The 22,173-nt window shown below is 68.9% G+C and carries 21 protein-coding genes and 2 tRNA genes; 18 read left to right on the top strand and 5 right to left on the bottom strand.

Annotation, left to right across the window (positions count from 1 at the left end; all coding sequences use genetic code 11):
- The coding region (locus JWN68_RS06575; RefSeq protein ID WP_297736403.1) for a mechanosensitive ion channel family protein at positions 1 to 1,007 on the bottom strand (1,007 nt) is incomplete at its 3' end.
- Between the two features lie 113 nt (positions 1,008 to 1,120).
- Between JWN68_RS06575 and JWN68_RS06570 the strand changes: the two genes are divergently transcribed.
- Positions 1,121 to 1,483, top strand: coding sequence for a hypothetical protein (locus tag JWN68_RS06570; RefSeq protein WP_297736400.1), 363 nt, complete (start codon positions 1,121 to 1,123; stop codon positions 1,481 to 1,483).
- Positions 1,470 to 1,853, top strand: coding sequence for a DUF5130 family protein (locus JWN68_RS06565; protein ID WP_297736397.1), 384 nt, complete (start codon positions 1,470 to 1,472; stop codon positions 1,851 to 1,853). The genes JWN68_RS06570 and JWN68_RS06565 overlap by 14 nt, the downstream gene beginning before the upstream one ends.
- A gap of 37 nt (positions 1,854 to 1,890) precedes the next feature.
- Here the strand turns inward: JWN68_RS06565 and pepN are convergent, their stop codons facing one another.
- Positions 1,891 to 4,431, bottom strand: coding sequence for an aminopeptidase N (gene pepN, locus JWN68_RS06560; RefSeq protein ID WP_297736393.1), 2,541 nt, complete (start codon positions 4,429 to 4,431; stop codon positions 1,891 to 1,893).
- Positions 4,432 to 4,492: 61 nt separating this feature from the next.
- Here pepN and JWN68_RS06555 point away from each other — a divergent pair, with 61 nt between their 5' ends.
- Entirely contained in the window at positions 4,493 to 5,092 is a 600-nt protein-coding gene (locus tag JWN68_RS06555; protein ID WP_297736390.1) for a DsbA family protein, read from the top strand.
- Positions 5,093 to 5,155: 63 nt separating this feature from the next.
- On the opposite strand, the gene JWN68_RS06550 is transcribed toward JWN68_RS06555, so the two are convergent.
- Together JWN68_RS06550 and JWN68_RS06545 are read right to left on the bottom strand one after the other, a co-directional pair.
- Positions 5,156 to 5,827, bottom strand: coding sequence for a GPP34 family phosphoprotein (locus JWN68_RS06550; RefSeq protein WP_297736387.1), 672 nt, complete (start codon positions 5,825 to 5,827; stop codon positions 5,156 to 5,158).
- 33 nt (positions 5,828 to 5,860) lie between these two features.
- Entirely contained in the window at positions 5,861 to 6,541 is a 681-nt protein-coding gene (locus tag JWN68_RS06545) for a GPP34 family phosphoprotein (protein ID WP_297736385.1), read from the bottom strand.
- Positions 6,542 to 6,599: 58 nt separating this feature from the next.
- On the opposite strand from JWN68_RS06545, the gene metG reads away from it, so the two are divergent.
- From metG to clpX, 15 genes are all read left to right on the top strand, one after another.
- Positions 6,600 to 8,399 (top strand): methionine--tRNA ligase, encoded by a 1,800-nt coding sequence (metG, locus tag JWN68_RS06540; RefSeq protein ID WP_297736382.1) that lies wholly within the window; start codon positions 6,600 to 6,602, stop codon positions 8,397 to 8,399.
- Positions 8,392 to 8,880 (top strand): GNAT family N-acetyltransferase, encoded by a 489-nt coding sequence (locus tag JWN68_RS06535; RefSeq protein WP_297736379.1) that lies wholly within the window; start codon positions 8,392 to 8,394, stop codon positions 8,878 to 8,880. Before metG ends, JWN68_RS06535 begins: the two co-directional genes overlap by 8 nt.
- A 9-nt stretch (positions 8,881 to 8,889) precedes the next feature.
- On the top strand, positions 8,890 to 9,471 hold the full coding sequence (locus JWN68_RS06530) for a hypothetical protein (protein ID WP_297736376.1): 582 nt from the start codon (positions 8,890 to 8,892) through the stop codon (positions 9,469 to 9,471).
- A gap of 15 nt (positions 9,472 to 9,486) precedes the next feature.
- Entirely contained in the window at positions 9,487 to 10,353 is an 867-nt protein-coding gene (locus JWN68_RS06525; RefSeq protein WP_297736405.1) for an alpha/beta hydrolase, read from the top strand.
- A 28-nt stretch (positions 10,354 to 10,381) separates the two neighbouring features.
- Positions 10,382 to 10,903 carry a ribose-5-phosphate isomerase gene (locus JWN68_RS06520; protein WP_297736373.1) on the top strand — a complete coding sequence of 174 codons (522 nt, stop codon included), beginning with the start codon at positions 10,382 to 10,384 and terminating at the stop codon, positions 10,901 to 10,903.
- Positions 10,896 to 11,738 (top strand): DNA-formamidopyrimidine glycosylase family protein, encoded by an 843-nt coding sequence (locus JWN68_RS06515; RefSeq protein ID WP_297736371.1) that lies wholly within the window; start codon positions 10,896 to 10,898, stop codon positions 11,736 to 11,738. The genes JWN68_RS06520 and JWN68_RS06515 overlap by 8 nt, the downstream gene beginning before the upstream one ends.
- A 121-nt stretch (positions 11,739 to 11,859) precedes the next feature.
- Entirely contained in the window at positions 11,860 to 12,858 is a 999-nt protein-coding gene (locus tag JWN68_RS06510; RefSeq protein WP_297736368.1) for a PP2C family protein-serine/threonine phosphatase, read from the top strand.
- A 94-nt stretch (positions 12,859 to 12,952) separates the two neighbouring features.
- Positions 12,953 to 13,026 (top strand) — tRNA-Gly (locus tag JWN68_RS06505).
- Positions 13,027 to 13,071: 45 nt separating this feature from the next.
- Positions 13,072 to 13,144 (top strand) — tRNA-Pro (locus JWN68_RS06500).
- A gap of 56 nt (positions 13,145 to 13,200) precedes the next feature.
- Positions 13,201 to 14,583 (top strand): trigger factor, encoded by a 1,383-nt coding sequence (gene tig / locus JWN68_RS06495; RefSeq protein ID WP_297736365.1) that lies wholly within the window; start codon positions 13,201 to 13,203, stop codon positions 14,581 to 14,583.
- A 66-nt stretch (positions 14,584 to 14,649) separates the two neighbouring features.
- On the top strand, positions 14,650 to 15,675 hold the full coding sequence (locus tag JWN68_RS06490) for a serine/threonine-protein kinase (RefSeq protein ID WP_297736362.1): 1,026 nt from the start codon (positions 14,650 to 14,652) through the stop codon (positions 15,673 to 15,675).
- A gap of 398 nt (positions 15,676 to 16,073) precedes the next feature.
- The gene (locus tag JWN68_RS06485; RefSeq protein ID WP_297736359.1) at positions 16,074 to 17,246 is read left to right on the top strand and encodes a hypothetical protein; all 1,173 of its coding nucleotides are present in this window, start codon (positions 16,074 to 16,076) and stop codon (positions 17,244 to 17,246) included.
- A 152-nt stretch (positions 17,247 to 17,398) separates the two neighbouring features.
- Entirely contained in the window at positions 17,399 to 18,034 is a 636-nt protein-coding gene (locus tag JWN68_RS06480; protein WP_297736356.1) for an ATP-dependent Clp protease proteolytic subunit, read from the top strand.
- A gap of 3 nt (positions 18,035 to 18,037) precedes the next feature.
- Positions 18,038 to 18,646 (top strand): ATP-dependent Clp protease proteolytic subunit, encoded by a 609-nt coding sequence (locus tag JWN68_RS06475; RefSeq protein ID WP_297736354.1) that lies wholly within the window; start codon positions 18,038 to 18,040, stop codon positions 18,644 to 18,646.
- 135 nt (positions 18,647 to 18,781) lie between these two features.
- Positions 18,782 to 20,065: an ATP-dependent Clp protease ATP-binding subunit ClpX gene (gene clpX / locus JWN68_RS06470; protein WP_297736351.1), complete on the top strand. Its 1,284-nt coding sequence runs from the start codon at positions 18,782 to 18,784 to the stop codon at positions 20,063 to 20,065.
- A gap of 65 nt (positions 20,066 to 20,130) precedes the next feature.
- Here the strand turns inward: clpX and valS are convergent.
- Positions 20,131 to 22,173 (bottom strand): valine--tRNA ligase (gene valS / locus JWN68_RS06465; RefSeq protein WP_297736347.1); only part of this gene is annotated, 2,043 nt, incomplete at its 5' end.

Below are 22,173 nucleotides of genomic sequence, written 5' to 3'. Positions count from 1 at the left end.
GCGGTGTCGAGCACGGGCTGGGCCGGGCCCTCGGGCTCGGTGGGCAGCCAGAGAGAGCGCTGCGGGAACGGGATCTCGATGCCGTTCTCCTCGAAGGCCGTCTTGAGCCGCCGACGCAGCTCGCGGGCGACCTTCCACTGCTCGAGCGGGGCCGTCTTGAGGGCGACCCGCAGCACCACGGCATCGGGGGTGAGGTCCTGCACGCCCCAGACCGACGGCTCCTCGATCACTCGGCCCTCGAAGTCCTCGTCCTCCCAGAGGTCGTGCGCGACGTCGGCGAGCACGCGCTGCACCCGGGCGATGTCCTCGCCGTAGGCGACACTGATGTCGAGCACGGTGCGGGCCCAGTTCTGGCTCATGTTGCCCACGCGGAGGATCTCGCCGTTGCGCACGTACCAGACCGTGCCGTTGACGTCGCGCAGCCGCGTCACACGCAGGCTGACGGCCTCGACGGTCCCGATCGCTTCCCCGAGGTCCACCTCGTCGCCCACGCCGTACTGGTCCTCGAAGATCATGAAGATGCCGGACAGGAAGTCCGAGACCAGGCTCTGGGCGCCGAAGCCCAGCGCCACGCCCAGGATCCCTGCGCTCGCGATGACGGGCGCGATGTCGACACCGATCTCGCTGAGCATCATCGTCACCACGATCGCGAGCACGACGCCGGTGACGATGCTCTTCAGCAGCGTGCCCATGGTCTGCGCGCGCTGCACGCGGCGGTCGGAGCCGGCCGTCTCGTTGAGGTTGAGGGCGGTGCCCACCTTGCCGCCCGTGACGGCACGGCTGAGCCGGTCGGGCAACATCCCGACCTCGGCCCGCTTGACCACCCGATCGATGAGCCGGTGCAGGACCCAGCGAATCGTCAGTCCGAGAAGCAGGAGACCGAGGATCGCCAGCGGGTTGCCGACGAACCAGTCGGCGACGGTGGCGAGCCCCTGGTTGCCGGTCTCGGTCCAGACCCACTCACAGATGGATTCGTCTTCGGCGCAGGACTCGGAGAGCGAAAGCATGCCCGCCAGTATGGCGACTGCCGGGCCGGACCCTGATGTTGGCCGTCGCCACGTGAGCCCGGTGCGGGGCACGGCCGCCGCGAACGTCAGAGGATGGCGATATCCTGTGTCCCGTGATCACCCACTCCACCTCCGTCACCGCCCGGCACGCCGTGCGTGCCAGTCTCCCGACAGCCGCGCTGGGTCTGGCGCTGCTCGCTGGCCCTGCCCATGCGGACGCGGCCGAGGGCTGGGGCACGGTCCAGGAGATCGACACCCTCCAGGCACTCCTGCTGCTGGCGGGCGTGCCGATCCTCCTGTTCGTGCTGATCACCGCTGCCGTCTACCTGCCGGCCCTCGCCCGCGGGGAGGACGTCTCGCCCGCCCACGATGATGTCGAGGACCACTGGCTCGGCGGACCGCGTCCGGGCACCAAGGAACTCACCGCTGGCGACGCCGGACGTAGCGAGACAGGTGGAGCCCGTGGCAGCTGGTGAGCTCAGCTCCCGCGACCGCACCGAGCTCGACAAGGCCATCCGTGCGGCCGAGCAGACGTGCCGCTTCGAGTTCTCTCTTTTCCTCGGCAACGCGCAGGGCGACTCCCGGGACCACGCCGAGCGTCTCCACGCCGCCTTGGTGGCGCCCGACCGAAGCGTGCTCGTGCTGGTCGACCGCTCGGCACGGCTGATCGAGGTCGTCACCGGGACCGTGGTTCGCCGGCACCTGACCGACCGCGAGGTCGAGCTGTCCGTGATCGCCATGCAGACAGCCTTCGCGGAGAACGACTTCGTGGGTGGCCTCAAGCGCGGGCTGTCGATGCTGGCCGAGCACGCCCGGCCGCAGAACACCCTGCATGCTGGCGTCTGACGACCGGACGTGCTGACGCCGTGACGGCGCCGCAGCTCTAGCTGGCGTCGCGCTCCTGGGCAGCGAGGGCTCGGGCGATGTCGTCGCGAGCCTCACCCACGAAGCGGACCGCACCCTTGGGCGCGTTGGTGTCGGCGAGCCACTCGTCGAGCCGGGCGACCACCTCGCGGGAGCCGACGGCGAGTGGGAAGCCGTACTCGAGGACCTCCCGGGCCTTGTGGAAGCCCAGGTCGTCGATCACGGTGTCCGCGGCCGCGAGGAACTTCTCGACGTAGGGCGCCACGACCTCGTCCTGGTCGGACCGGAAGATCGACAGCACCATCTGGCTCGACGTCTCGTTGGGGGTGGCCGGGTCGAGGATGGCTGACCAGCCGGCGGCCTTGGCTTCCGCGGTGGGCTGCGCGACACGCGCTGCCGCTGCCTTCTCCTTGCCCTCGATCGTCTTGTCGAGCGCCAGCTCCGCGTCGATCTCGGCATCGCCGAAGCGACCCGTCCGCGCCAGGGCGATGATGAGCGCCCACCGGAGGTCCTGGTCGATGGCCAGGCCTTCGATGACGAACGAGCCGTCCAGGATCGCCGCGAGCTCGACGAGGGCGCTGTTACTCCTGGCCGCTCCGAAGAACGTACGGGCGAAGGTCAGCTGCTGGTCGCTGCCCGGAGCCGCGTCGAGCATGAGCTGCCGCATGCCCCGCTCCCACTCCGCTTTGAGGGCGTCGCGCCTGTCGGGGTGGCTGAACCGGTGGACGGCCGTGGCGGCCATGGCCGGGATCCTGGTGACGCCCCAGGGGTCGGTCTCGGAGCCGATGTTGGCCAGCACCAGACGCACCCAGTCGGTGGCCGCCATCTCGGCGTCCCGGGTCATGTCCCATGCGGCGCCCCACACCAGGGCGCGCGCCAGCGAGTCCTCGACGCTGGACAGGTCGGCGATCACCGTTGCGAGCGAGCGCTCGTCCAGGCGGATCTTGGCGTAGGCGTGGTCCTCGTCGTTCAGTAGCAGGAGGGCAGGCTGGGCGGTGCCCACGAGCTCGGAGACGCCGGTGGCAGCACCCTCGACGTCGACCTCGAGGTATTCGCGGCGGACCAGGCGCCCGTCGACGTCGTCGTACAGGCCGATGCCGAGGCGGTGGCGGCGCAGGGTGGGCCAGTCCGGGTGCGCGGTCTGGGCGATGGAGAACGACGCGTAGTTGCCGTCGTCGTCGAGCTCGAAGACGGGCGCCAGCGTGTTGACGCCCGCGGTCTGGAGCCACTCCTGTGCCCAGGAGTCCAGCTCGCGACCCGACGACTTCTCCAGCGCCGACAGCAGGTCGGAGAACTCGGTGTTGCCGAAGGCGTGGTCCTTGAAGTATTGACGGATCCCGGTGACGAACGCGTCCAGACCGACCCAGGCGACGAGCTGCTTGAGCACCGAGGCGCCCTTGGCGTAGGTGATCATGTCGAAGTTGACCTCGACGGCGCGCAGGTCGACGTTGTCCGCGGCGATCGGGTGCGTCGAGGGCAGCTGGTCGGCGCGGTAGCCCGTCTGCTTGCGAGCGTTGGCGAAGCCGGTCCACGCGTCGGTGTACTCGGTCGCCTCGGCCTCGCACCAGTAGCACGCCCACTCGGCGAAGGACTCGTTGAGCCAGAGGTCGTCCCACCACTTCATGGTGACGAGGTCGCCGAACCACATGTGCGCCATCTCGTGGGTGATGACCGAGGCGCGGAACTCGAAGAACGACCGGGCCTGCCGCGAGCGGGGAAGGTATTCGTCGCGCAGCGTCACACAGCCTGCGTTCTCCATCGCGCCCATGTTGTATTCCGGCACGTAGAGCTGGTCGTACTTGTGAAACGGGTAGGGGTAGTCGAACTTCTCCTCGAAGAACTCGAAGCTCTGCTTGGTCAGCTCGACGAGCACGTCGGTGTCCATGTGGTCCGCGAGCGACTGCCGGCAGTAGTGACCCAGCGGGATGGTGCCGTACTTGCCCTCGTAGGTGTCGAGGACCTCGTGGTACTCGCCCGCCACGACGGCGGTGATGTACGTCGACATCCGCTCGGTGACCGGGAAGTTCCACACGGACCGGCCGTCCCCGAGGTCGCTCGGAGCCGGGGTGGGCGAGGTGGAGACCACCTTCCAGTGGCTCGGTGCGGTGACGTTGAAGGTGAACACGGACTTGAGGTCCGGCTGCTCGAAGGTGGTGAAGACGCGGCGCGCGTCCGGCACCTCGAACTGGCTGTAGAGGTAGACCCGGTCATCAGCGGGGTCCACGAACCGGTGCAGTCCCTCCCCGGTGTTGGAGTAGGGGCAGTCGGCGCTCACGACCAGCACGTTGTCGGACTGCAGGTCGTCCAGCACGATGCGGCTGTCGGCGTACACCTCGGTGACGTCGAGACTGCGACCGTTGAGAGTGATCTCGCGGACTTCTGCGCCGTCCAGGTCGGCGAACGTCGCGGCTCCGACCTCACGGCTCGTGAAGGCCAGGGTGGTGGTCGACGCGAAGGTCGTGTCACCCGTGGTGAGGTCGAGGTCGATGGCGTAGGACGTGACGTCCAGGAGGGCGGCGCGAGTGGCTGCTTCGTCCCGCGTCAGATTGGTTCCAGGCATGCGGGGCATCCTGCCACCGGTGGAGGGGAATAGGGACGCCCGGGACGCACTTGGGTCTGTCATGGCTACTGCTGACTTCTGGTTCGACCCCCTCTGTCCCTTCGCCTGGATCACCTCACGCTGGATCGGCGAGGTCGAGAAGGTGCGTGACATCGAGGTGCAGTGGCACGTCATGTCGCTCGCCTACCTCAACAAGGACAAGGACATCCCCGAGGGCTACCGCGAGATGCTCGCCGGCAAGGAGAAGCCCGTCCGCGTCGCGATCAAGATCGCGCAGGAGCACGACAGCGCCACCCTCGGCGAGTGGTACACCGCGATCGGGACCCGTCGTCACAACAACGGCGAGGAGCTCGACCGCGAGATGGTCGCGGCGTCCCTCGCTGACGTCGGTCTCTCCGCGGACCTCATCGACGCCTGGGACGACGAGTCACTCGACGCCGCCGTGGCGAAGAGCCACCACGAGGGCATGGACGCCGTCGGCGACGACGTCGGCACCCCGACGATCCACATCAACGGTTCGGCGTTCTTCGGCCCGGTCCTGTCCAAGATCCCGCGCGGCGAGGAAGCCGGCGAGATGTGGGACGGCGCGGTGGCGCTGGCGAAGTTCCCGTACTTCTACGAGCTCAAGCGCAGCCGCACCGGAGACCTCGACTTCAGCTGACGTCGTCGGGGGCGCTGACGTCTGCGGTGGCGGCCCTCGTGCTTGCTACGAGGGCTGCCACCGTCACAGCCCGTCCTGCGTCGGCCTGATCGTCGACGGCCCGGGCCATGCATGCGCGTGCGACATCCTCAGCCCGTCGCTTGATCTCGCGAACCGTGAGTTCACCGCGTACGACGCAGTACTGAGCGTGATCATCCCGGATAGCAGCGAGATGATCACCGAGGTGCGCTCGTCGGGGCTCAGGCCCAGGACACCATGCACCTGCTCTCGGACCGCGGGCTCGTGCGTCCGCTCGATCGCCGGCCAGGTGGTGCGCGGGAAGAGCCCCCACACCTTGTCCTCGACCGGGCGGACGAGCTCCCGCTGGCTGAGCCGCTCGAGCAGGGCGTCCTTGGTCCCCTTGCCCAGCTGCCCGATGAGTTGCGCGGCGTAGCGCGGTCTCTCGGCGATGGCGGCGAGGGCCGTCGCGAGCAACGGGTCGTCGACCACCGGTCCGTCCAGGACTGTCACCTTCGCCGTACTCCACCCGACCTTCGACATACCCCGCCTCGAGCGGCCGGGCTTCTCGGGCATTGCGATCCGCTCCATCATGGCGAGCTCGATCAGCACGGCACCGCTCAGCAGTGGCTGGACCTTGGGTGGGGACAGCGAGCCGGCCCGACTCGTCGTCGAGCAGGAGAAAGCAGCAGGTCTTCCGCGATCAGGGTCTTCACGGAGGCGACGCTGGCCGTGCACCGCCTACCGCCGCGGGCGCGCACGGCCGACGGCTCAGCTGCCGCCCGCGGTGGCGGCAGTGCTGGCGACGACGGCTGCCGTCAGCGCGGCCTGGGCCGCGACCACGGCGTCCCTGACGGCCTTGGCCGCCCAGGCCCCTTCCGCGATCTCCTCGGCCCGTCGCCTCACCTCGCGGGCCGGGAGGTCTCCACGGTCGACGACCTTGTGCGCGTGATCGATCGAGGCGAGCAGGGCGACCAGCGCCGAGGTGCGCTCGTCCGTGCTCAGCCCCTGCACCAGCGTGCCGTGGAGCCGTTCACGGACTCGCGCCTCGTGCGTGCGGTCCGTCGCCGGCCAGGTCGTGCGCGGGAACAGTCCCAGGACCTTCCCCTTCACCGGTCGGATCAGTCCGCGCTCGGTGAGGCGGGCGAGCAGTGCCTCCCTGGTTCCCTTGCCGAGCCGGTCGACCAGATCCTGCGCGCTGCGATCCTTCGTGCCGATGGTGTCCAGCGCTGCCGCAAGCAACGGGTCGTCGGCTCCCGGGCCGTCGACGACCGTCACCTTCGGCGTACTCCACAGGTGGGCCTTGTCGGCGACCACCACGCGCTCGGCGAGAGCCAGCTCGATGAGCAGGGCTCCGCCGAGGAGCGGTCGGATCCTGTCGGAGGCGGCCAGTGCGCCGGTCTCGTCGTCGAGCAGGAGCAGCAGCAGGTCCTCGGCGATCAGTGTCCCCATGGGTCCCACGCTAGCCACTGGTGAATTCGAGTGGCGGGCGCTCACTAGGATTCCCCGCATGACCCATGTCCTCTCCGCAGTTGCCTGGCCGTATGCCAACGGCCCGCGCCACATCGGCCACGTGGCCGGTTTCGGTGTGCCCTCCGACGTCTTCAGTCGGTTCATGCGGATGGCCGGTCACGACGTCCTCATGGTCTCGGGCACCGACGAGCACGGCACGCCGATCCTGGTCACCGCCGACAAGGAGGGCGTGAGCGCCAAGGACCTGGCCGACAAGAACAACGCGGTCATCGTGACCGACCTGCTGGACCTCGGCCTCTCCTACGACCTCTTCACCCGCACCACCACCGGCAACCACTACGGCGTCGTCCAGGAGATGTTCTCCACGGTCCTGCGCAACGGCTACATGGTCGAGCAGACCACGAAGTCCGCGATCAGCCCGTCGACGGGTCGGACCCTGCCCGACCGCTACATCGAGGGCACCTGCCCGATCTGCAAGTACGCCGATGCGCGCGGCGACCAGTGCGACAACTGTGGCAACCAGCTGGACGCGACCGACCTGATCAACCCGCGGTCGAAGATCAACGGCGAGACGCCGGAGTTCATTGACACCCAGCACTACTTCCTCGACCTGCCCGCGCTGGCTGACGCCCTTGGGGGGTGGCTCGACGAGCGAGAGGCGTCGAGCACGTGGCGGCCCAACGTCATCAAGTTCAGCCAGAACATCCTCAAGGAGATCCGGCCGCGCGCGATGACACGCGACATCGACTGGGGCATCCCGGTCCCGGGCTGGGAGGACCAGCCGACCAAGCGCCTCTACGTCTGGTTCGACGCCGTCATCGGCTACCTGTCGGCCTCGATCGAGTGGGCCAGGCGCTCCGACGACCCGGAGGCCTGGCGCGCCTGGTGGAACGACCCCGAGGCCCTGTCCTACTACTTCATGGGCAAGGACAACATCGTCTTTCACTCGCAGATCTGGCCCGCCGAGCTGCTGGCGTACAACGGCAAGGGCGCCCGCGGCGGCACTCCCGGGGACTACGGCGTGCTCAACCTGCCTACCGAGGTGGTCTCCTCGGAATATCTGACGATGGGCGACCAGCAGTTCTCCACGTCGCGAGGTCACGTGATCTACGTGGGCGACTTCCTGGCGCGCTACGGCCCGGACGCGCTGCGCTACTACATCTGCGCCGCCGGACCGGAGACCTCGGACGCCGCCTTCACCTGGGCCGACTTCGTGACCCGCAACAACTCCGAGCTGGTGGCGGGCTGGGGCAACCTCGTCAACCGCACGGCGACGATGATCGCCAAGAGCTTCGGCGAGATCCCGGCGGCGTCGGCCCTCGAGCCCGTCGACGAGGACGTGCTCGCCGCCGTGCGCGGAGGCTTCGACTCGGTGGGTGACCTGCTCGGCCGGCACCGGTTGCGCGCCGCCACGAGCGAGGCGATGCGGATCGTGGGCGAGGTCAACAAGTACGTCACCGTCACCGAGCCCTACAAGATGAAGGACGAGTCCCAGCGCGACCGGCTCGCGACCGTGCTGCACGTGGCCGCGCAATGTGTGTCCGACTGCAACCTCCTGCTGTCGCCGTTCCTGCCGCACGCCGCCAACAAGGTGCACCTCATCCTGGGTGGTGAGGGGGAGCTGATTCCGATGCCGCGAGTCGACCAGGTCGACGAGCTCGACCCCGACAACGGGGCCGGTCTGGTCTCCTACCCAGTGATCACCGGCGACTACACCGCGACGCCGGCCTGGGAGTCGCGTCCCGTCGCCGTGGGGGCCAAGGTAGACAAGCCGACGCCGGTCTTCACCAAGCTCGACCCGTCGGTCGTCGACGAGGAGCTGGCGAGGCTTGGCTGAGGTCATCCTGCGGCCGGCCGCGTCGGACTCGCCCGAGTCCGGGCGCCTGCTTGCGGCGTACGAAGCAGAGCTGGTGTCGCTGGGGGTGACGCTCAACCACGGGTGGTCCGGGGGAGTGACGCCAGCCCAGCTAGCGCCCCCGCAGGGTGCATGGCTGGTCGGCTGGCGTTCGACCGAGCGCGGGGACGAGGCCGTCGCGTGCGGAGGTGTGCGCCTGCTGTCACCCGACGTGTGCGAGATCAAGCGGATGTACGTCGACCCGTCGGCGCGCGGGGCGGGGCTGGCCCGCCGGCTGCTGGGTGAGCTCGAGGAGGCCGGGGTGGCCCTGGGGGCCCGGGCTGCCCGCCTGGACACTGGCCGCGACATGGAGCCGGCCATCGGTCTCTACCGGGCGACGGGATATGTCGAGATCGACGACTACAACGCCAACCCTGACGCCGGCTGGTGGTTCGAGAAGCAGCTGCGGCGACGCAGTGGCTAGGCTCAGGCCGTGACCGACCAACCCGCCGCCCCCATGCACGTCCCCTTCTTCGTCGTGAAGCAGAAGCTGACGATGATGGTGAACCGCTACGAGATCTCCGAATCGGACCAGTCCTTCAACCCGGTGCGCATGCTGGCGCTGGCCGAGCAGAAGCGGATGGCGTTCAAGGAGCAGGTGACCTTCTACTCCGACGCCGGGAAGTCGCGGCCGGTCTTCGGCTTCAAGGCCCGCAAGGTGATGGACCTCGGCTCCGGCTACGACATCACCGACGAGTCCGGTCAGCAGATCGGCTTCTTCAAGAAGGACTTCGGAGCCTCGTTGTTGCGCTCCACCTTCCACGTCGAGGGCGCGGGCTTCGCCGGCACCGGCCAGGAGCGCAGCCAGCTGGTCGGTCTTGTGCGCCGCTTCACCGATCTCTCGTTTCTGCCCATCCACTTCGACTTCCTCGACCCGCAGGGCAAGACGCTGTTCTCGGTCGAGCGCCGGATGTCGATCGGCGACCGCTACAACGTGACCGTCGCGGACAGCCGGGTGGACTTCCGCGTGGCCGCAGCCGTCGCCGTGGGCCTCGACGCCCTGATGGCCCGCTGAGGCGGACGCATCGTGATGTACCCCGAGGTCCGTGCGGCCGTCGAGGCTGACACTCCGACCGACTTCCGGGCTGAGGGCTTTGACCTCGCGGCCCACCGGGAGAAGGTGCGGCGCTTCAACCTGAAGCAGTCCCGCGAGGAGGTGGCGATCGCCACCGACCTCGACGCCCACGGGGTCCCGTGCCGGCTCTTCACCCCCGAGGACGCCCGGGAGGGCGTGATCGTGCACCTGCACGGCGGCGGCTTCGTCCTCAATGACATCGACGTCCACGACGCTGTCTGCCGGCGACTGGCCAACCGTGCTCGCCGCCGGGTGCTGAGCGTCGGCTACCGCAAGCCTCCCGAGCACCCGTTCCCGGCGGCGCCCGACGACGTCGACACGGTCATCGGCTGGCTCCGGCGTGAGGGGCCGTCAGCGTCGTACGCCGCACACGGCGACTCCGCCGGCGCCAACCTGGCCCTGGTCGCCGCGCTGCGCAACCCGGGGTTCTTCGGAGCGGTCGTGCTCATCTACCCGTTCCTCGACCCGACGGCGAGCTTCGCGTCCTACACCGTCGGCCAAGAGAGCGGCTTCGAGCCCCGGGAGGCGCGCTGGTACTGGGAGCAGTACGCCGCCGAGTCGGACTGGACCCACCCGGACGTGGCGCCCCTCAACGCCACCAACCTCCACACGCTGCCGCCGACGTTCGTCGCGACTGCCGAGCACGACCCGCTGCGAGACGAGGGGGAGGAGCTGGCGCGCCGGATCGCCGAGACAGGTGTGGCGACGGTGGGGGTGAGGTGCCTCGGCCAGACCCACGGCTTCTGGCGGCATCCGGAGTTCGCGGCGGCCGAGCCCCTGCTGAGGCAGGGCGCAGCGTTCATCGACCAGCACCTGTCCTGATCACTCCCCGCCCTGCAAGACTGGACCAATGCGCGTACACCTCGGCTCCGACCATGCCGGCCTCGAGCTCAAGGACCACCTGATGACCTGGCTGGTCGACCACGGCTACGAGCCGGTCGACCACGGACCCTTCGTCCACGACGCCGTCGACGACTACCCCGTCTTCTGCCTGCGCGCGGGTGAGGGGGTGGCCGGCGACCGGGCCGAGGGTCTGGACAGCCTCGGGGTCGTCATCGGCGGCTCCGGCAACGGCGAGCAGATCGCGGCCAACAAGGTCGAGGGCGTCCGGTGCGCGCTCGCCTGGTCCGAGGAGACCGCGGTGCTGGCGCGGGAGCACAACGACGCCAACGTGGTGTCGGTCGGTGGGCGCATGCACACGGTGGAGGACATGACCCGCTTCATCGAGGTCTTCCTCACCACGCCGTTCAGCAACGACGAGCGGCACGTGCGGCGCATCGCCCAGATTGCGAGGTACGACCAGAGCAAGGAGATGCCGCCGCTCCCCGAGTCGGCGTTCCAGGGCACCGCGGAGGACCCAGCGGGTGCCTGAGGGACACACCCTCAGGAGACTCGCCGACGATCTCGAAGCTGCCTTCGCAGGCAGGTTGGTCCACGCCGGGAGCCCCCAGGGGAAGTTTGCCGCCGACGCCGCCGTGGTGGACGGCACCAGGTTCGTGGGCGCCGACTCCGCCGGCAAGCACCTGTTCATCGAGTTCGAGCACGACCACTTCGTCCACGTCCACCTCGGCCTGATCGGCGCCTTCGACGTCCACCCGGACGTCGCCGAGGTCCCGCCTCCGGTGGGTCAGGTGCGGCTGCGCATCGTCACCGCTGACGAGGACGCGTACGCCGACCTGCGCGGCGCCATCCAGTGCGAGCTCGTCGGCCCGAGCCGTCGCGACGAGATCCTCGCGCGCCTCGGGCCGGACCCGCTCCGCGACGACGCGGACCCGGAACGGGCCTGGCGGCGGATCAAGGCCAGCCACCGGTCCATCGGTGAGCTCCTGATGGACCAGCAGGTGCTGGCCGGCGTCGGCAACGTGTATCGCGCCGAGGTGCTGTTCCGCCACCGCATCCATCCACTGCGACCCGGCCAGACGCTGCGAGTCAGCCAGTGGCGCGCCCTCTGGGCCGACCTCGGCGACCTCATGCGCCAGGGGGTGGTGCACAACCGGATCGACACCGTCCGACCCGAGCACACCCCCGAAGCGATGGGTCGACCGGCACGCACCGACGATCACGGCGGCGAGGTCTACGTCTACCGGCGCACCGCAGCTCCTTGCCTGGTGTGTGGCGCTGCGATCCGTACCGGCGCGCTGGGCGGAAGAAACATCTTCTGGTGCCCCCGGTGTCAGCCGCGTTTCCGCTCCCGCGGCCTAGGATGAGCCCCCTACGAGACCCACCGCAGAAACAGACATCACGCCGGGAGGGCGAGTGACGTCGCCAGCCCCACGCGGCAGAAGGCTCACCGCTGCGCTGCAGGGATTCTTGCCGCGCGAATCCCGCATGCTGTTCGCGCTCCTGACGCTGAACGCCGCCGTGGGCGTCCTGATCTGGCAGGCCCCTGAGGTGATGCCGCTGGCTGCCTTGCTGGTGCCACTCGCCCTCGCCAACCTGCTCCTCGGTCCGCGTCAGCTGCCGTTCTTCGTCCTGGTGACGTTGCTGGTCCTGGCCGTTGCCGTGGCCTTCCAGAGCGCGATCACGGGGCGCATCTTCATCAGCGCCCTCATCGTCGCCGGCCTCTGCATCGGGGTCGTGCTCTCGAGCTTCCACCGTTCGCGCCTCGGGGTCGCCGGGCTGCGGGGTGAGCTGATGCTGGTGGACCTGCGGGACCGCATCCTTCGCCAGGGAGGGATCCCGGGACTTCCGGGGAGCTGGCACGTCGAGAGCGAGCTCCGCTCGGCGGGGGGGACTCCGTTCGCCGGTGACTTCGTGGTGGCGATCCGCAAGGGCAACCGGCTCGAGGTGGCGGTGGTCGACGTCTCGGGCAAGGGCGAGGCCGCGGGAACCCGTGCTCTGCTGCTTTCCGGGGCGCTCGGCGGTCTGCTCGGCGCGCTGGCACCGGAGGACTTCCTCGAGGCGGCCAACGACTTCCTGATCCGCCAGGACTGGGACGAAGGCTTCGCTAGCGCGGTCCATCTCTCCCTCGAGCTCGAGACGGGCAGGTTCCAGATCCGGTCGGCCGGCCACCCGCCCGCGGCGCTCCGCGCTGCCGGGTCGGGCCGGTGGTCAGTGATCACGGCGGAGGGCCCGTTGCTGGGGCTGATCGATGAGGCGGCGTACGAACCTGCTGCGGGGATCATGCGCTCGGGAGACGCGCTGCTCCTCTACACCGACGGGATGGTGGAGACGCGGACGCGCGACATCAGTCTCGGCGTCGACAAGATGTTGGGTCAGGCCGAACAGCTGCTGAGGGGCGAGTACGTCGGAGGGGCGACCCGGATCATCGAGTCGATCGGGTCGCGCAAGGATGACCGGGCGTTGCTGCTGGTGCACCGACGCTGAGGCTCGGTTGTGGCCGATCACGCCCGATGTGGCACCATGACAACGCGCAAATCGTGCCCGTGCCGCCCTGAGCGCCGGGACCGGTGAGCGCAACGCGGATGTAGCTCAATGGTAGAGCTCCAGTCTTCCAAACTGATTACGCGGGTTCGATTCCCGTCATCCGCTCCAAGGGAGTCAGAAGCGCCCGATCTCGGGCGCTTCTGACCCACTTGGCGGGGCGTAGCGTAGTGGCTAGCGCGCCTGCTTTGGGAGCAGGAGACCGCAGGTTCGAGTCCTGTCGCCCCGACTGACATGTGCAACGCCCGGCCCGCTGGGCACCGAAGACAACAAAGGAGACCACCTGTGAAGAGCGCCGTCGAGAACTTGAGCCCGACCCGGGCCAAGCTGACCATCGAGGTGCCCTTCGAGGAGCTCAAGCCGAGCCTCGACAAGGCGTACAAGAAGATCGCGCAGCAGATCAACGTCCCCGGCTTCCGTCGCGGCAAGGTCCCGCCGGCGGTCATCGACCGTCAGGTCGGCCGCGGCGTCGTGCTCGACGAGGCGATCAACGAGATCGTCCCGCAGAAGTACGCCGAGGCCATGCAGGAGAACTCGCTCGAGCCGCTCGCTCAGCCCGAGATCGAGGTCACGAAGTTCGAGGACAACACCGCCCTCGAGTTCACCGCCGAGGTCGACGTCAAGCCGGACTTCGAGCTCCCCGACTACTCCGCCCTCGAGGCGAAGGTCGAGGACGTCGAGGTCACCGACGCCGAGGTCGACGAGCAGGTCCAGGCGCTGCGTGAGCGCTTCGGCACCCTGGTCGACGTGGAGCGCGCAGCCGGCGAGGACGACTTCGTCACCATCGACCTGACCGCCGTGCAGGACGGCGAGGCGATCGAGGGCGGCGACGTCAGCGGCATGTCCTACAAGGTCGGTCGCGGCGGCATGCTCGAGGGCCTCGACGAGGCCCTGGTGGGGATGAGCGCAGGCGACGAGAAGTCCTTCGCCTCGCAGCTCGTCGGCGGCGACCTGGTCGGCGAGGACGTCGAGGTCACGGTCAAGGTGACCGCCGTCCAGCAGCAGGAGCTCCCCGAGCTGGACGAGGAGTTCGCCCAGATGGCCTCCGAGTTCGACACCGTGGACGAGCTGGTCGCCGATGTCAGGGAGCGCCTGGGTCGGGGCAAGCGCCTCGAGCAGGCTGCTGCCGCCCGCGACGCCGTGCTGGAGGCCCTCCTCGAGAAGGTCGCCGTCCCGCTGCCCGAGACGATGGTCACCGACGAGCTCAACGCGCGTCGGCAGAACGTCGAGCAGCAGCTCATGTACGCCGGCCTGACCATGGAGAAGTACCTCGAGGACGAGGGACAGACCACCGAGGAGTTCGAGGCCGACCTGGACCGCCGGGTCCGCGACGCCGTCGCCGCGCAGTTCATCCTCGACGCGATCGCCAAGAAGGAGGAGATCGGCGTCGACCAGCAGGACCTGTCGACCCACCTCGTCCGCCGCGCGCAGCAGTCCGGCCAGGACCCGCAGGAGTTCGCCAACCACATGTTCGAGCACAACCACATCCCTGACATGGTCCAGGAGATCCTGCGGGGCAAGGCGCTGGCGACGCTGGTCGAGTCGGCCGAAGTCACCGATGCCTCCGGCAACGTGGTGGAGCTCGCCAACCTGCGCCCGGACGGTACGATCGCCGAGCCCGCCGACGACGCCGCGGGCAGCGACACCGAGGTCGTCGAAGAGGACTGAGTCCGACAGGCAACGCAACGGGAGGCGGGGCGGCGACATGACGGGGGATGGCTCAGGCCACGCCGCGTGGAAGCCGCCTGCGCCAACCGCTGCCGAGCCTGTTCCGACTCCCTGGTCGGCTACTCAGACCTCCGCGAGATCGGGGTCGGCGGCGGCTCGGTCGTCTATCACGCGCGGGAGAACTCCCTGGGTCGAGAAGCCGCGATCAAGGCCCTGAACGTCGCCGACGAGGTGCGTGCAGCGCGGTTCGCTCGCGAGGTGGAGATCACCCTCGTGCTGGGCCGTCAGCACCCCAACATCGTGACCGTGCTGGCGACGGGCATCACGGGGTCCGGACGGCCGGCCATCGTGATGGAGTTCTGTCCCGACGGCACCCTGCACGACCGGCTCAAGCAGCTCGGGCCATTGCCGGTCGAGGAGGTCGTCCGGGTCGGCCTGGTGCTGGCCGATGCGTTGTCCTTCGCCCACGGCCGTGGCGTCCTCCACCGCGACGTGAAGCCCCAGAACGTGCTCGTCCTGCCCACGTCGCGGGTGCTGGCGGACTTCGGGATCGCGCGACTGGCGGACTCCGAGCACACGGGCTCGGTCGAGACGTTCACCTACCGCCACGCGTCCCCGCAGGTCCTCGACGGCCATGCGCCGACCGCCGCGGACGACATCTGGTCACTGGGCTCCACCCTGTCCGACGGCGAACCGGACGTCCTGGGCACGACCGGCGCCGGCTCGCAACGGGTCGTCCTTGGCGCTGAAGGCCAGCGACGAGAGGGCGCGGATGGCGTCGTCGACCCGCTGGGCACGCTCGAGGTTCCATGCGTAGCCGTGCCAGTGGAGCACCCGCTCGTAGATCTCGCGGTTGGAGGGTGGTCGCGGATAGTCGTCGGTGCCGGTCAGCCGGGCTCGGCGAGGGCGAGTGCGGCGTATCACTCACGCGAGTGGGGAGCAGGCCCGGCGAGGGTGCCGTCGCCGTCGCGTCGAGGTCCTCATCCACCTCGGAGCGCATGCGCTCGGCCGGTGTCGGAGTGGACGTGGCCACGTCCACGACGATCGAGAGGTCGTCGAAGGCGTCTCGAGCCGTCTGGCGCCCGCGCATGACGATCAACGCGTTCTCCCCCTCGTCCAGGAGGAGTGACATGCCTTCGACCAGCGTCACCCGTCGTGCTCCCCCCGGTGCGTCGAAGAGGCTGGACACCTGGGTCTCCCCGGCGCCGTGCCAGCGCAGGCGGGCGAGCTCTTCGCCGATCTCGAGCTCGCCCAGGAGCCTCGAGACGTGCGGAGCGCAGCGGGGGAGTGCCAGCGCGGTGACCCGAAGGGCCTCGTCGGGGTCCTCCTCCGGCACGGCGTGGTGCGGGGAACGCCCGAACAGCAGCGTCTCACCAGTCCCCTATGTTGCTGTAGGAAGGCCAGCCCCCCGCAACGTCACCCGCAGCATGGGGTCAAGAGCACACGCGCGGCAGGTGAACATGTGTCCACCGCGCCGATACGCTGCGCGCATGTCCACCCGCCAGTCCAGCCGCACCGAGCCCGGTCTCCTCGACGCCCTGGCGCTCCTGGCACAGGTGGCCGACGAGGTGCTCGTGGACACGGCTCGGGACACGCACCTCGCCTGGGTGGACCGGGCACACGGCTTCCTCGACCGGCCGCTCGGCCTGTCCAGCGTCGTGGCCGGGCACGGCCACCGCGTCGTCGCCGGCTCGGTCTATCGCGGGGTGGGCCTGTCGATGCGGGGGCTCACCGCTGGTCTCGACATGGTCGCGCGGACCGGGGCCGGTCCCGTGATGGAGACAGGACACCGGTCCCGCTTCGTGCGGTCGGCGGTCAACGGCCTGATCGGCGACCGTCTGGAGCAGGAGCGACCGCGCCTGGCGATCACCATGGCGCCCCGGGTCGACGACCGGGACGTGCCGCTGACGCGTGACGGGCTCGCTGCGGCATACCCCGCGGCGGGGGGACAGGTCGCGGTGTTCCTGCACGGCCTGTGCGAGAACGACGCCTACTGGCGTCGTGGGCGGGCGCAACGTGGCACGACGTACGCCGAGGAGCTGGCCGACCTGGGGTGGACGCCGGTCATGCTCCGCGCCAACACCGGCCTCCCCGTGCGGACCAACGGAGCAGCCCTGGCGGGCCTGCTGGAGACCCTCGTCGTGAGCTGGCCGACGGACGTCACCCGGGTGGCACTGATCGGTCACTCGATGGGTGGGCTGGTCATCCGGGCCGCCACCGCCGTGAGCGGCGAGTGGACGTGGCGCGATCGGGTCAGTGACGTCGTCACCCTCGGCACCCCCCACCTGGGAGCCCCCCTCGCGAGCGGGGTCAAGCAAGGCAGCCAGCTGCTGGGAAGGCTGCCGGAGCTGGCAGGTTTCGGGCGCGTGCTGGACCAGCGGGCCGCAGGGGTCGAAGACCTGATCCTGGGGCTCGACGAGGACTTCGCGCCATTGCCCCACGCCCGCTACCGGCTCGTCTCGGCGACCCTGACGGCCTCACCACGACACCCGGTGGGAGCGTTCTTCGGCGACGTCCTGGTCCGCCAGGCATCCGCCTACGGTCGCGATCGTGGGGGGCGCAACCTGTTCCCGGACGGCGAGGTACTCCACCTGCGCGGGCACCACTTCGACCTGCTCAACGACGCCGGGGTGGCGGCTGCGTTGCGGAAGTGGCTGGCCTGAGCCTGTTGTGGGCCCCGTCCGGCTCCGGGTGAGCGCGGCCGACACGGCGCTGTGCGCTGTGGGCGAACAGGGGTGGCGATCGCGTGGAAGTGTCGGTGCTTCGGGCTAGTGTCGCTTGCGTGAACCAGAACTCCAATCCAGCCCACGTTGGCATGGCTGCCCCGCCCGAGATGAACGGCGGCGCCCCGAGCTACGGCCTCGACGACCACATCTACCAGCGACTGCTTCGCGAGCGGATCATCTTCCTCGGCTCCGAGGTGCGCGACCAGAACGCCAACGCCATCTGCGCGCAGCTCCTGCTGCTCTCCGCGGAGGACCCGGAAGCCGACATCTTCCTGCACATCAACTCGCCCGGCGGTTCGGTCGACGCCGGCATGGCGATCTACGACACGATGAACTACATCCCCAACGACGTCGCCACCGTGGGCATGGGCCTCGCGGCCTCGATGGGCCAGTTCCTGCTGTGTGCCGGCACCGAGGGCAAACGATACGCCCTGCCGCACGCGCGGATCATGATGCACCAGCCCTCGTCCGGCATGGGTGGTTCCGCCTCCGACATCAAGATCCAGGCCCAGCAGTCGCTCCACATCAAGAAGGTGCTGCTCGACCTGATCGCCCAGCACACCGGTCAGTCGGTCGAGCAGGTCGTCGCCGACGCCGACCGCGATCGCTGGTTCACCGCCGAGCAGGCAGTGGAATACGGCTTGGTCGACCGCGTGGTCACCAACGCCCGTGAGGCCGCCGATGAAGGCCGACCCGCCCGCGCCAACTCGTCAGACAAGGACTGAGACGTGAACTACTACATTCCCCAGTGGGAAGAGCGGACGTCCTACGGCTTCCGTCGCATCGACCCCTACGGCAAGCTGTTCGAGGACCGCATCATCTTCCTCGGCACGCCGATCAGCGATGACGTCGCCAACGCGGTGATGGCCCAGCTGTTGTGCCTGGAGTCGATGAACCCCGACCAGGACATCAGCATCTACATCAACTCGCCCGGTGGCTCGTTCACGGCGCTCACCGCGATCTACGACACGATGCGCTTCATCAAGCCCGACGTGCAGACCGTGTGCCTTGGCCAGGCAGCCTCCGCTGCGGCGATCCTGCTGGCGGCCGGCACCCCCGGCAAGCGGTTGGCTCTGCCCAACAGCCGGATCCTGATCCACCAGCCCTACACCGAGGGCACCTTCGGGCAGACTTCCGACATCGAGATCCAGGCCAACGAGATCCTCCGCATGCGCGAGCTGCTCGAGAAGATGATCTCCGACCACAGCGGCAAGGACATCGAGCAGGTCAGCCGCGACATCGAGCGCGACAAGATCCTGACCGCTGAGGGAGCCGTCGAATACGGCCTCATCGACGCGGTGCTCGAGTCCCGCAAGGGCGTGCCGGCGCTCGGCTGAGCGTGCGACCCACTCAGATGACGAAGAGCCAGCGACGGGCTTTCGTGTCTGCACCCCGCGGGACTGCAGCACGGGGTACCGTCGAGGAGTTTGCGAGGCCGGGAGTCCGACCCGGCAGGACCGGAGGAAACACCCGTGGCTCGAATCGGTGACGGTGGCGACCTGCTGAAGTGCAACTTCTGCGGCAAGAGCCAAAAGCAGGTCAAGAAGCTCATCGCTGGCCCCAACGTCTACATCTGCGATGAGTGCATCGAGCTGTGCAACGAGATCATCGAGGAGGAGCTCGCCGACGGTGGCGAGGTCAGCCTGGACGAGCTGCCCAAGCCGCGGGAGATCTTCGAGTTCCTCAACGCCTACGTCATTGGGCAGGAACACGCCAAGAAGGCGCTCGCGGTGGCCGTCTACAACCACTACAAGCGCATCCAGGCCGGGCTCCAACCCGTCAGCGGCAAGCACAACAAGGACGAGATCGTCGAGGTCGCCAAGTCCAACATCCTGGTCATCGGACCGACCGGATGCGGCAAGACCTATCTCGCGCAGACCCTGGCCCGGATGCTCAACGTGCCCTTCGCGATCGCGGACGCCACGGCGCTGACCGAGGCGGGCTATGTCGGCGAGGACGTCGAGAACATCCTGCTCAAGCTGATCCAGGCCGCTGACTACGACGTCAAGAAAGCCGAGACGGGGATCATCTACATCGACGAGATCGACAAGGTGGCCCGCAAGGCGGAGAACCCGTCGATCACCCGCGACGTCTCGGGTGAGGGCGTCCAGCAGGCGTTGCTGAAGATGCTCGAGGGCACCACGGCGTCGGTCCCTCCGCAGGGCGGGCGCAAGCACCCGCACCAGGAGTTCATCCAGATCGACACCACCAACATCCTGTTCATCGTGGGCGGCGCGTTCGCCGGCCTCGAGGGCATCGTCGAGCAGCGCGTGGGCAAGAAGACCCTCGGCTTCACCGCTGACGTGCGCGGCGAGGCCGAACGCGAAGCCGACGACCTGATGGCGCTCGTGCGACCCGAGGACCTCACGAAGTTCGGTCTGATCCCCGAGTTCATCGGCCGGCTGCCCCTGATCGCCAGCGTCACCAAGCTGGACAACGAGGCGCTCGTCCAGATCCTGACCGAGCCCCGCAACGCCTTGGTGAAGCAGTACCAGAAGCTCTTCGACCTCGACGGCGTGGAGCTCGAGTTCACCGAGGACGCCATCACCTCCATCGCCGACCGGGCCCTCGAACGCGGCACCGGCGCGCGCGGCCTGCGGGCGATCATCGAAGAGGTGTTGCTCCACGTCATGTACGAGGTGCCCTCGCGCGACGACATCGCCAAGGTGATCATCACCCGTGATGTCGTCGACAACGATGTCGCCCCGACGCTGGTGCCCCACGAGTCGGAGTCGAAGAAGAAGAAGTCGGCCTGAGGCTCAAGCTCAGCTCGTGCCTCTGAGGTGCCCCGGCCGTGATCCACGGCCGGGGCACCTCAGCGTCAGGAGGGTGTGGGCTCGGAGACCTCGGCAAGCTCGGCGGACACCGAGATCTCCTGGGCGTCGGCGTCCGGGGTGAACACCAGGTCGCCGGTGATCTTGCCGGCGCGACGCAGGTCGTCAGCCGCGGACTCGACGCCGGCGAGCAGGGCCGGGGGACCACTGATCTCCACGCGCGAGAGCTCCGCCTTCATCGACACCTTGGCCTTCGACTTGGCGCCGCGAACCCCCATGAGCGCAGCAGCCACGGCCGAGATCGCGGACGGATCGGCGGCTGCCGCCGCGCCCAGGTCGGCCGAGGTCGGCCAGGGCGCCCGGTGGATCGAGCCCTCCTGCCACCACGACCACACCTCTTCGGTGACGTAGGGCATGAAGGGTGCGAGCAGCCGGAGCTGGACGTGCAGGGCGATGGCCAGCGCGGCGCGGGCTGATTCCGTGGCCAGGCCGCCGTCCTCGTCGTACGCCCGTTCCTTGACCAGCTCGAGGTAGTCGTCGCAGAACTCCCAGAAGAACTTCTCGGTCACCTCGAGCGCGGTCGTGTAGTCGTAGGCCTCGAAGGCATCCGTGGCCCTGCCGACCACGACCTCGAGCCGCCCGAGCAGCGCGCAGTCGATGGGCGCACTGACGGCGAAGTGGTCGAGCGAGGACGCCCCGACGTTGCCGAGCACGAACTTCGAGGCGTTGAGAACCTTCATCGCCAGGCGTCGCCCGACCTTCATCTGCGACTCGTCGAAGGGCGAGTCCGCCCCGGGGCGGCCGAGGGCGGCCCGCCAACGGACCGCGTCGGCGCCGTACTTGTCGAGGATCTCGGTCGGCACGACCACGTTGCCCTTGGACTTCGACATCTTCTTGCGGTCGGGGTCGACGATGAATCCGGAGATCATCGCGTGCGTCCACGGAGCAGCGTGCTGCTCGAAGTGCGCACGCACGACCCGGCTGAAGAGCCAGGTGCGGATGATGTCGTGCGCGTGGGTGCACAGGTCGTAGGGGAAGACACGCGCGAACAGGTCCTCGTCGCCCAGCCAGCCGCCGGCGAGCTGAGGGGTCAGCGACGACGTCGCCCAGGTGTCCATCACGTCGGGGTCGCCCATGAAGCCGCCGGGCTCGCCGCGTTGCGACTCGTCGTAGCCCTCCGGTGCCTGCGTGGACGGGTCGACCGGCAGTGCGTCCTCCCGGGGCAGCAGCGGGTGGTCGTAGTCGGGGTCGCCGGCGTCGTCGAGGGGGTACCAGACGGGGAACGGCACGCCGAAGAACCGCTGGCGCGAGATCAACCAGTCGCCGTTCAGGCCGCCCACCCAGTTGTCGTAGCGGTGCTTCATGTGGGCCGGGATCCAGGTGATCTCGTCGGCGCGCTCGAGCATCTCGGTGCGCACGTCGGCCTCGCGGCCACCGTTGCGGACGTACCACTGACGCGTCGCGACGATCTCGAGCGGCTTGTCGCCCTTCTCGTAGAAGTTCGCCATCCGCTGGGTCGCCTTCGGCTCGCCGTCGAGGTCTCCCGACTCGCGCAGCGCGGCGACCACGGCCTCACGGGCACTGAAGGTCGTCTTGCCCTTGAGCTCTTCGTACGCCGCAGCAGCGCTCTCGCCCGACAGCCACTCGGGCGTCTCGCGGAGCATCCGCCCGTCGCGACCGATCAGCGTGCGGACGGGGAGGTCGAGCTCGCGCCACCACATCACGTCGGTGAGGTCACCGAAGGTGCAGCACATCGCGATGCCGGCTCCCTTGTCGGGCTCGGCCGCCGGGTGGGCCAGGACGGGGACCTCGACGCCGAAGACCGGGCTGGTGACGGTCGTGCCGAAGAGCGGTTGGTAGCGCTCGTCGTCCGGGTGGGCGATCAGCGCGACGACGCTGGGAATCAGCTCCGGCCGGGTGGTCTCGATGTGGAGCGGCTCGCCGTCAGGCTGGTGGAAGGCGACGCGGTGATAGGCGCCGGGGTAGTCACGTGCCTCGAGCTCGGCCTGGGCGACCGCCGTCTGGAAGGTGACGTCCCACAGGGTCGGCGCCTCCTGGAGGTAGGCCTCGCCCCGGGCGAAGTTGCGCAG

Source organism: Nocardioides sp., assembly GCF_025964975.1.
Classification (GTDB): Bacteria; Actinomycetota; Actinomycetes; order Propionibacteriales; family Nocardioidaceae; genus Nocardioides.
Note: the sequence above shows the minus strand (reverse complement) of the source record. Positions and strands in the feature narration are given on the sequence as shown.

What these genes read in the sequence shown, in the direction of transcription:
- pepN (WP_297736393.1), bottom strand. Translation starts at nt 4,431, where the DNA reads ATGCCTGGAACCAATCTGACGCGGGACGAAGCAGCCACTCGCGCCGCC.
- JWN68_RS06555 (WP_297736390.1), top strand. Translation starts at nt 4,493, where the DNA reads ATGGCTACTGCTGACTTCTGGTTCGACCCCCTCTGTCCCTTCGCCTGG.
- JWN68_RS06545 (WP_297736385.1), bottom strand. Translation starts at nt 6,541, where the DNA reads ATGGGGACACTGATCGCCGAGGACCTGCTGCTGCTCCTGCTCGACGAC.
- metG (WP_297736382.1), top strand. Translation starts at nt 6,600, where the DNA reads ATGACCCATGTCCTCTCCGCAGTTGCCTGGCCGTATGCCAACGGCCCG.
- JWN68_RS06525 (WP_297736405.1), top strand. Translation starts at nt 9,487, where the DNA reads ATGTACCCCGAGGTCCGTGCGGCCGTCGAGGCTGACACTCCGACCGAC.
- JWN68_RS06520 (WP_297736373.1), top strand. Translation starts at nt 10,382, where the DNA reads ATGCGCGTACACCTCGGCTCCGACCATGCCGGCCTCGAGCTCAAGGAC.
- JWN68_RS06510 (WP_297736368.1), top strand. Translation starts at nt 11,860, where the DNA reads ATGCTGTTCGCGCTCCTGACGCTGAACGCCGCCGTGGGCGTCCTGATC.
- JWN68_RS06485 (WP_297736359.1), top strand. Translation starts at nt 16,074, where the DNA reads ATGTCCACCCGCCAGTCCAGCCGCACCGAGCCCGGTCTCCTCGACGCC.
- JWN68_RS06480 (WP_297736356.1), top strand. Translation starts at nt 17,399, where the DNA reads ATGGCTGCCCCGCCCGAGATGAACGGCGGCGCCCCGAGCTACGGCCTC.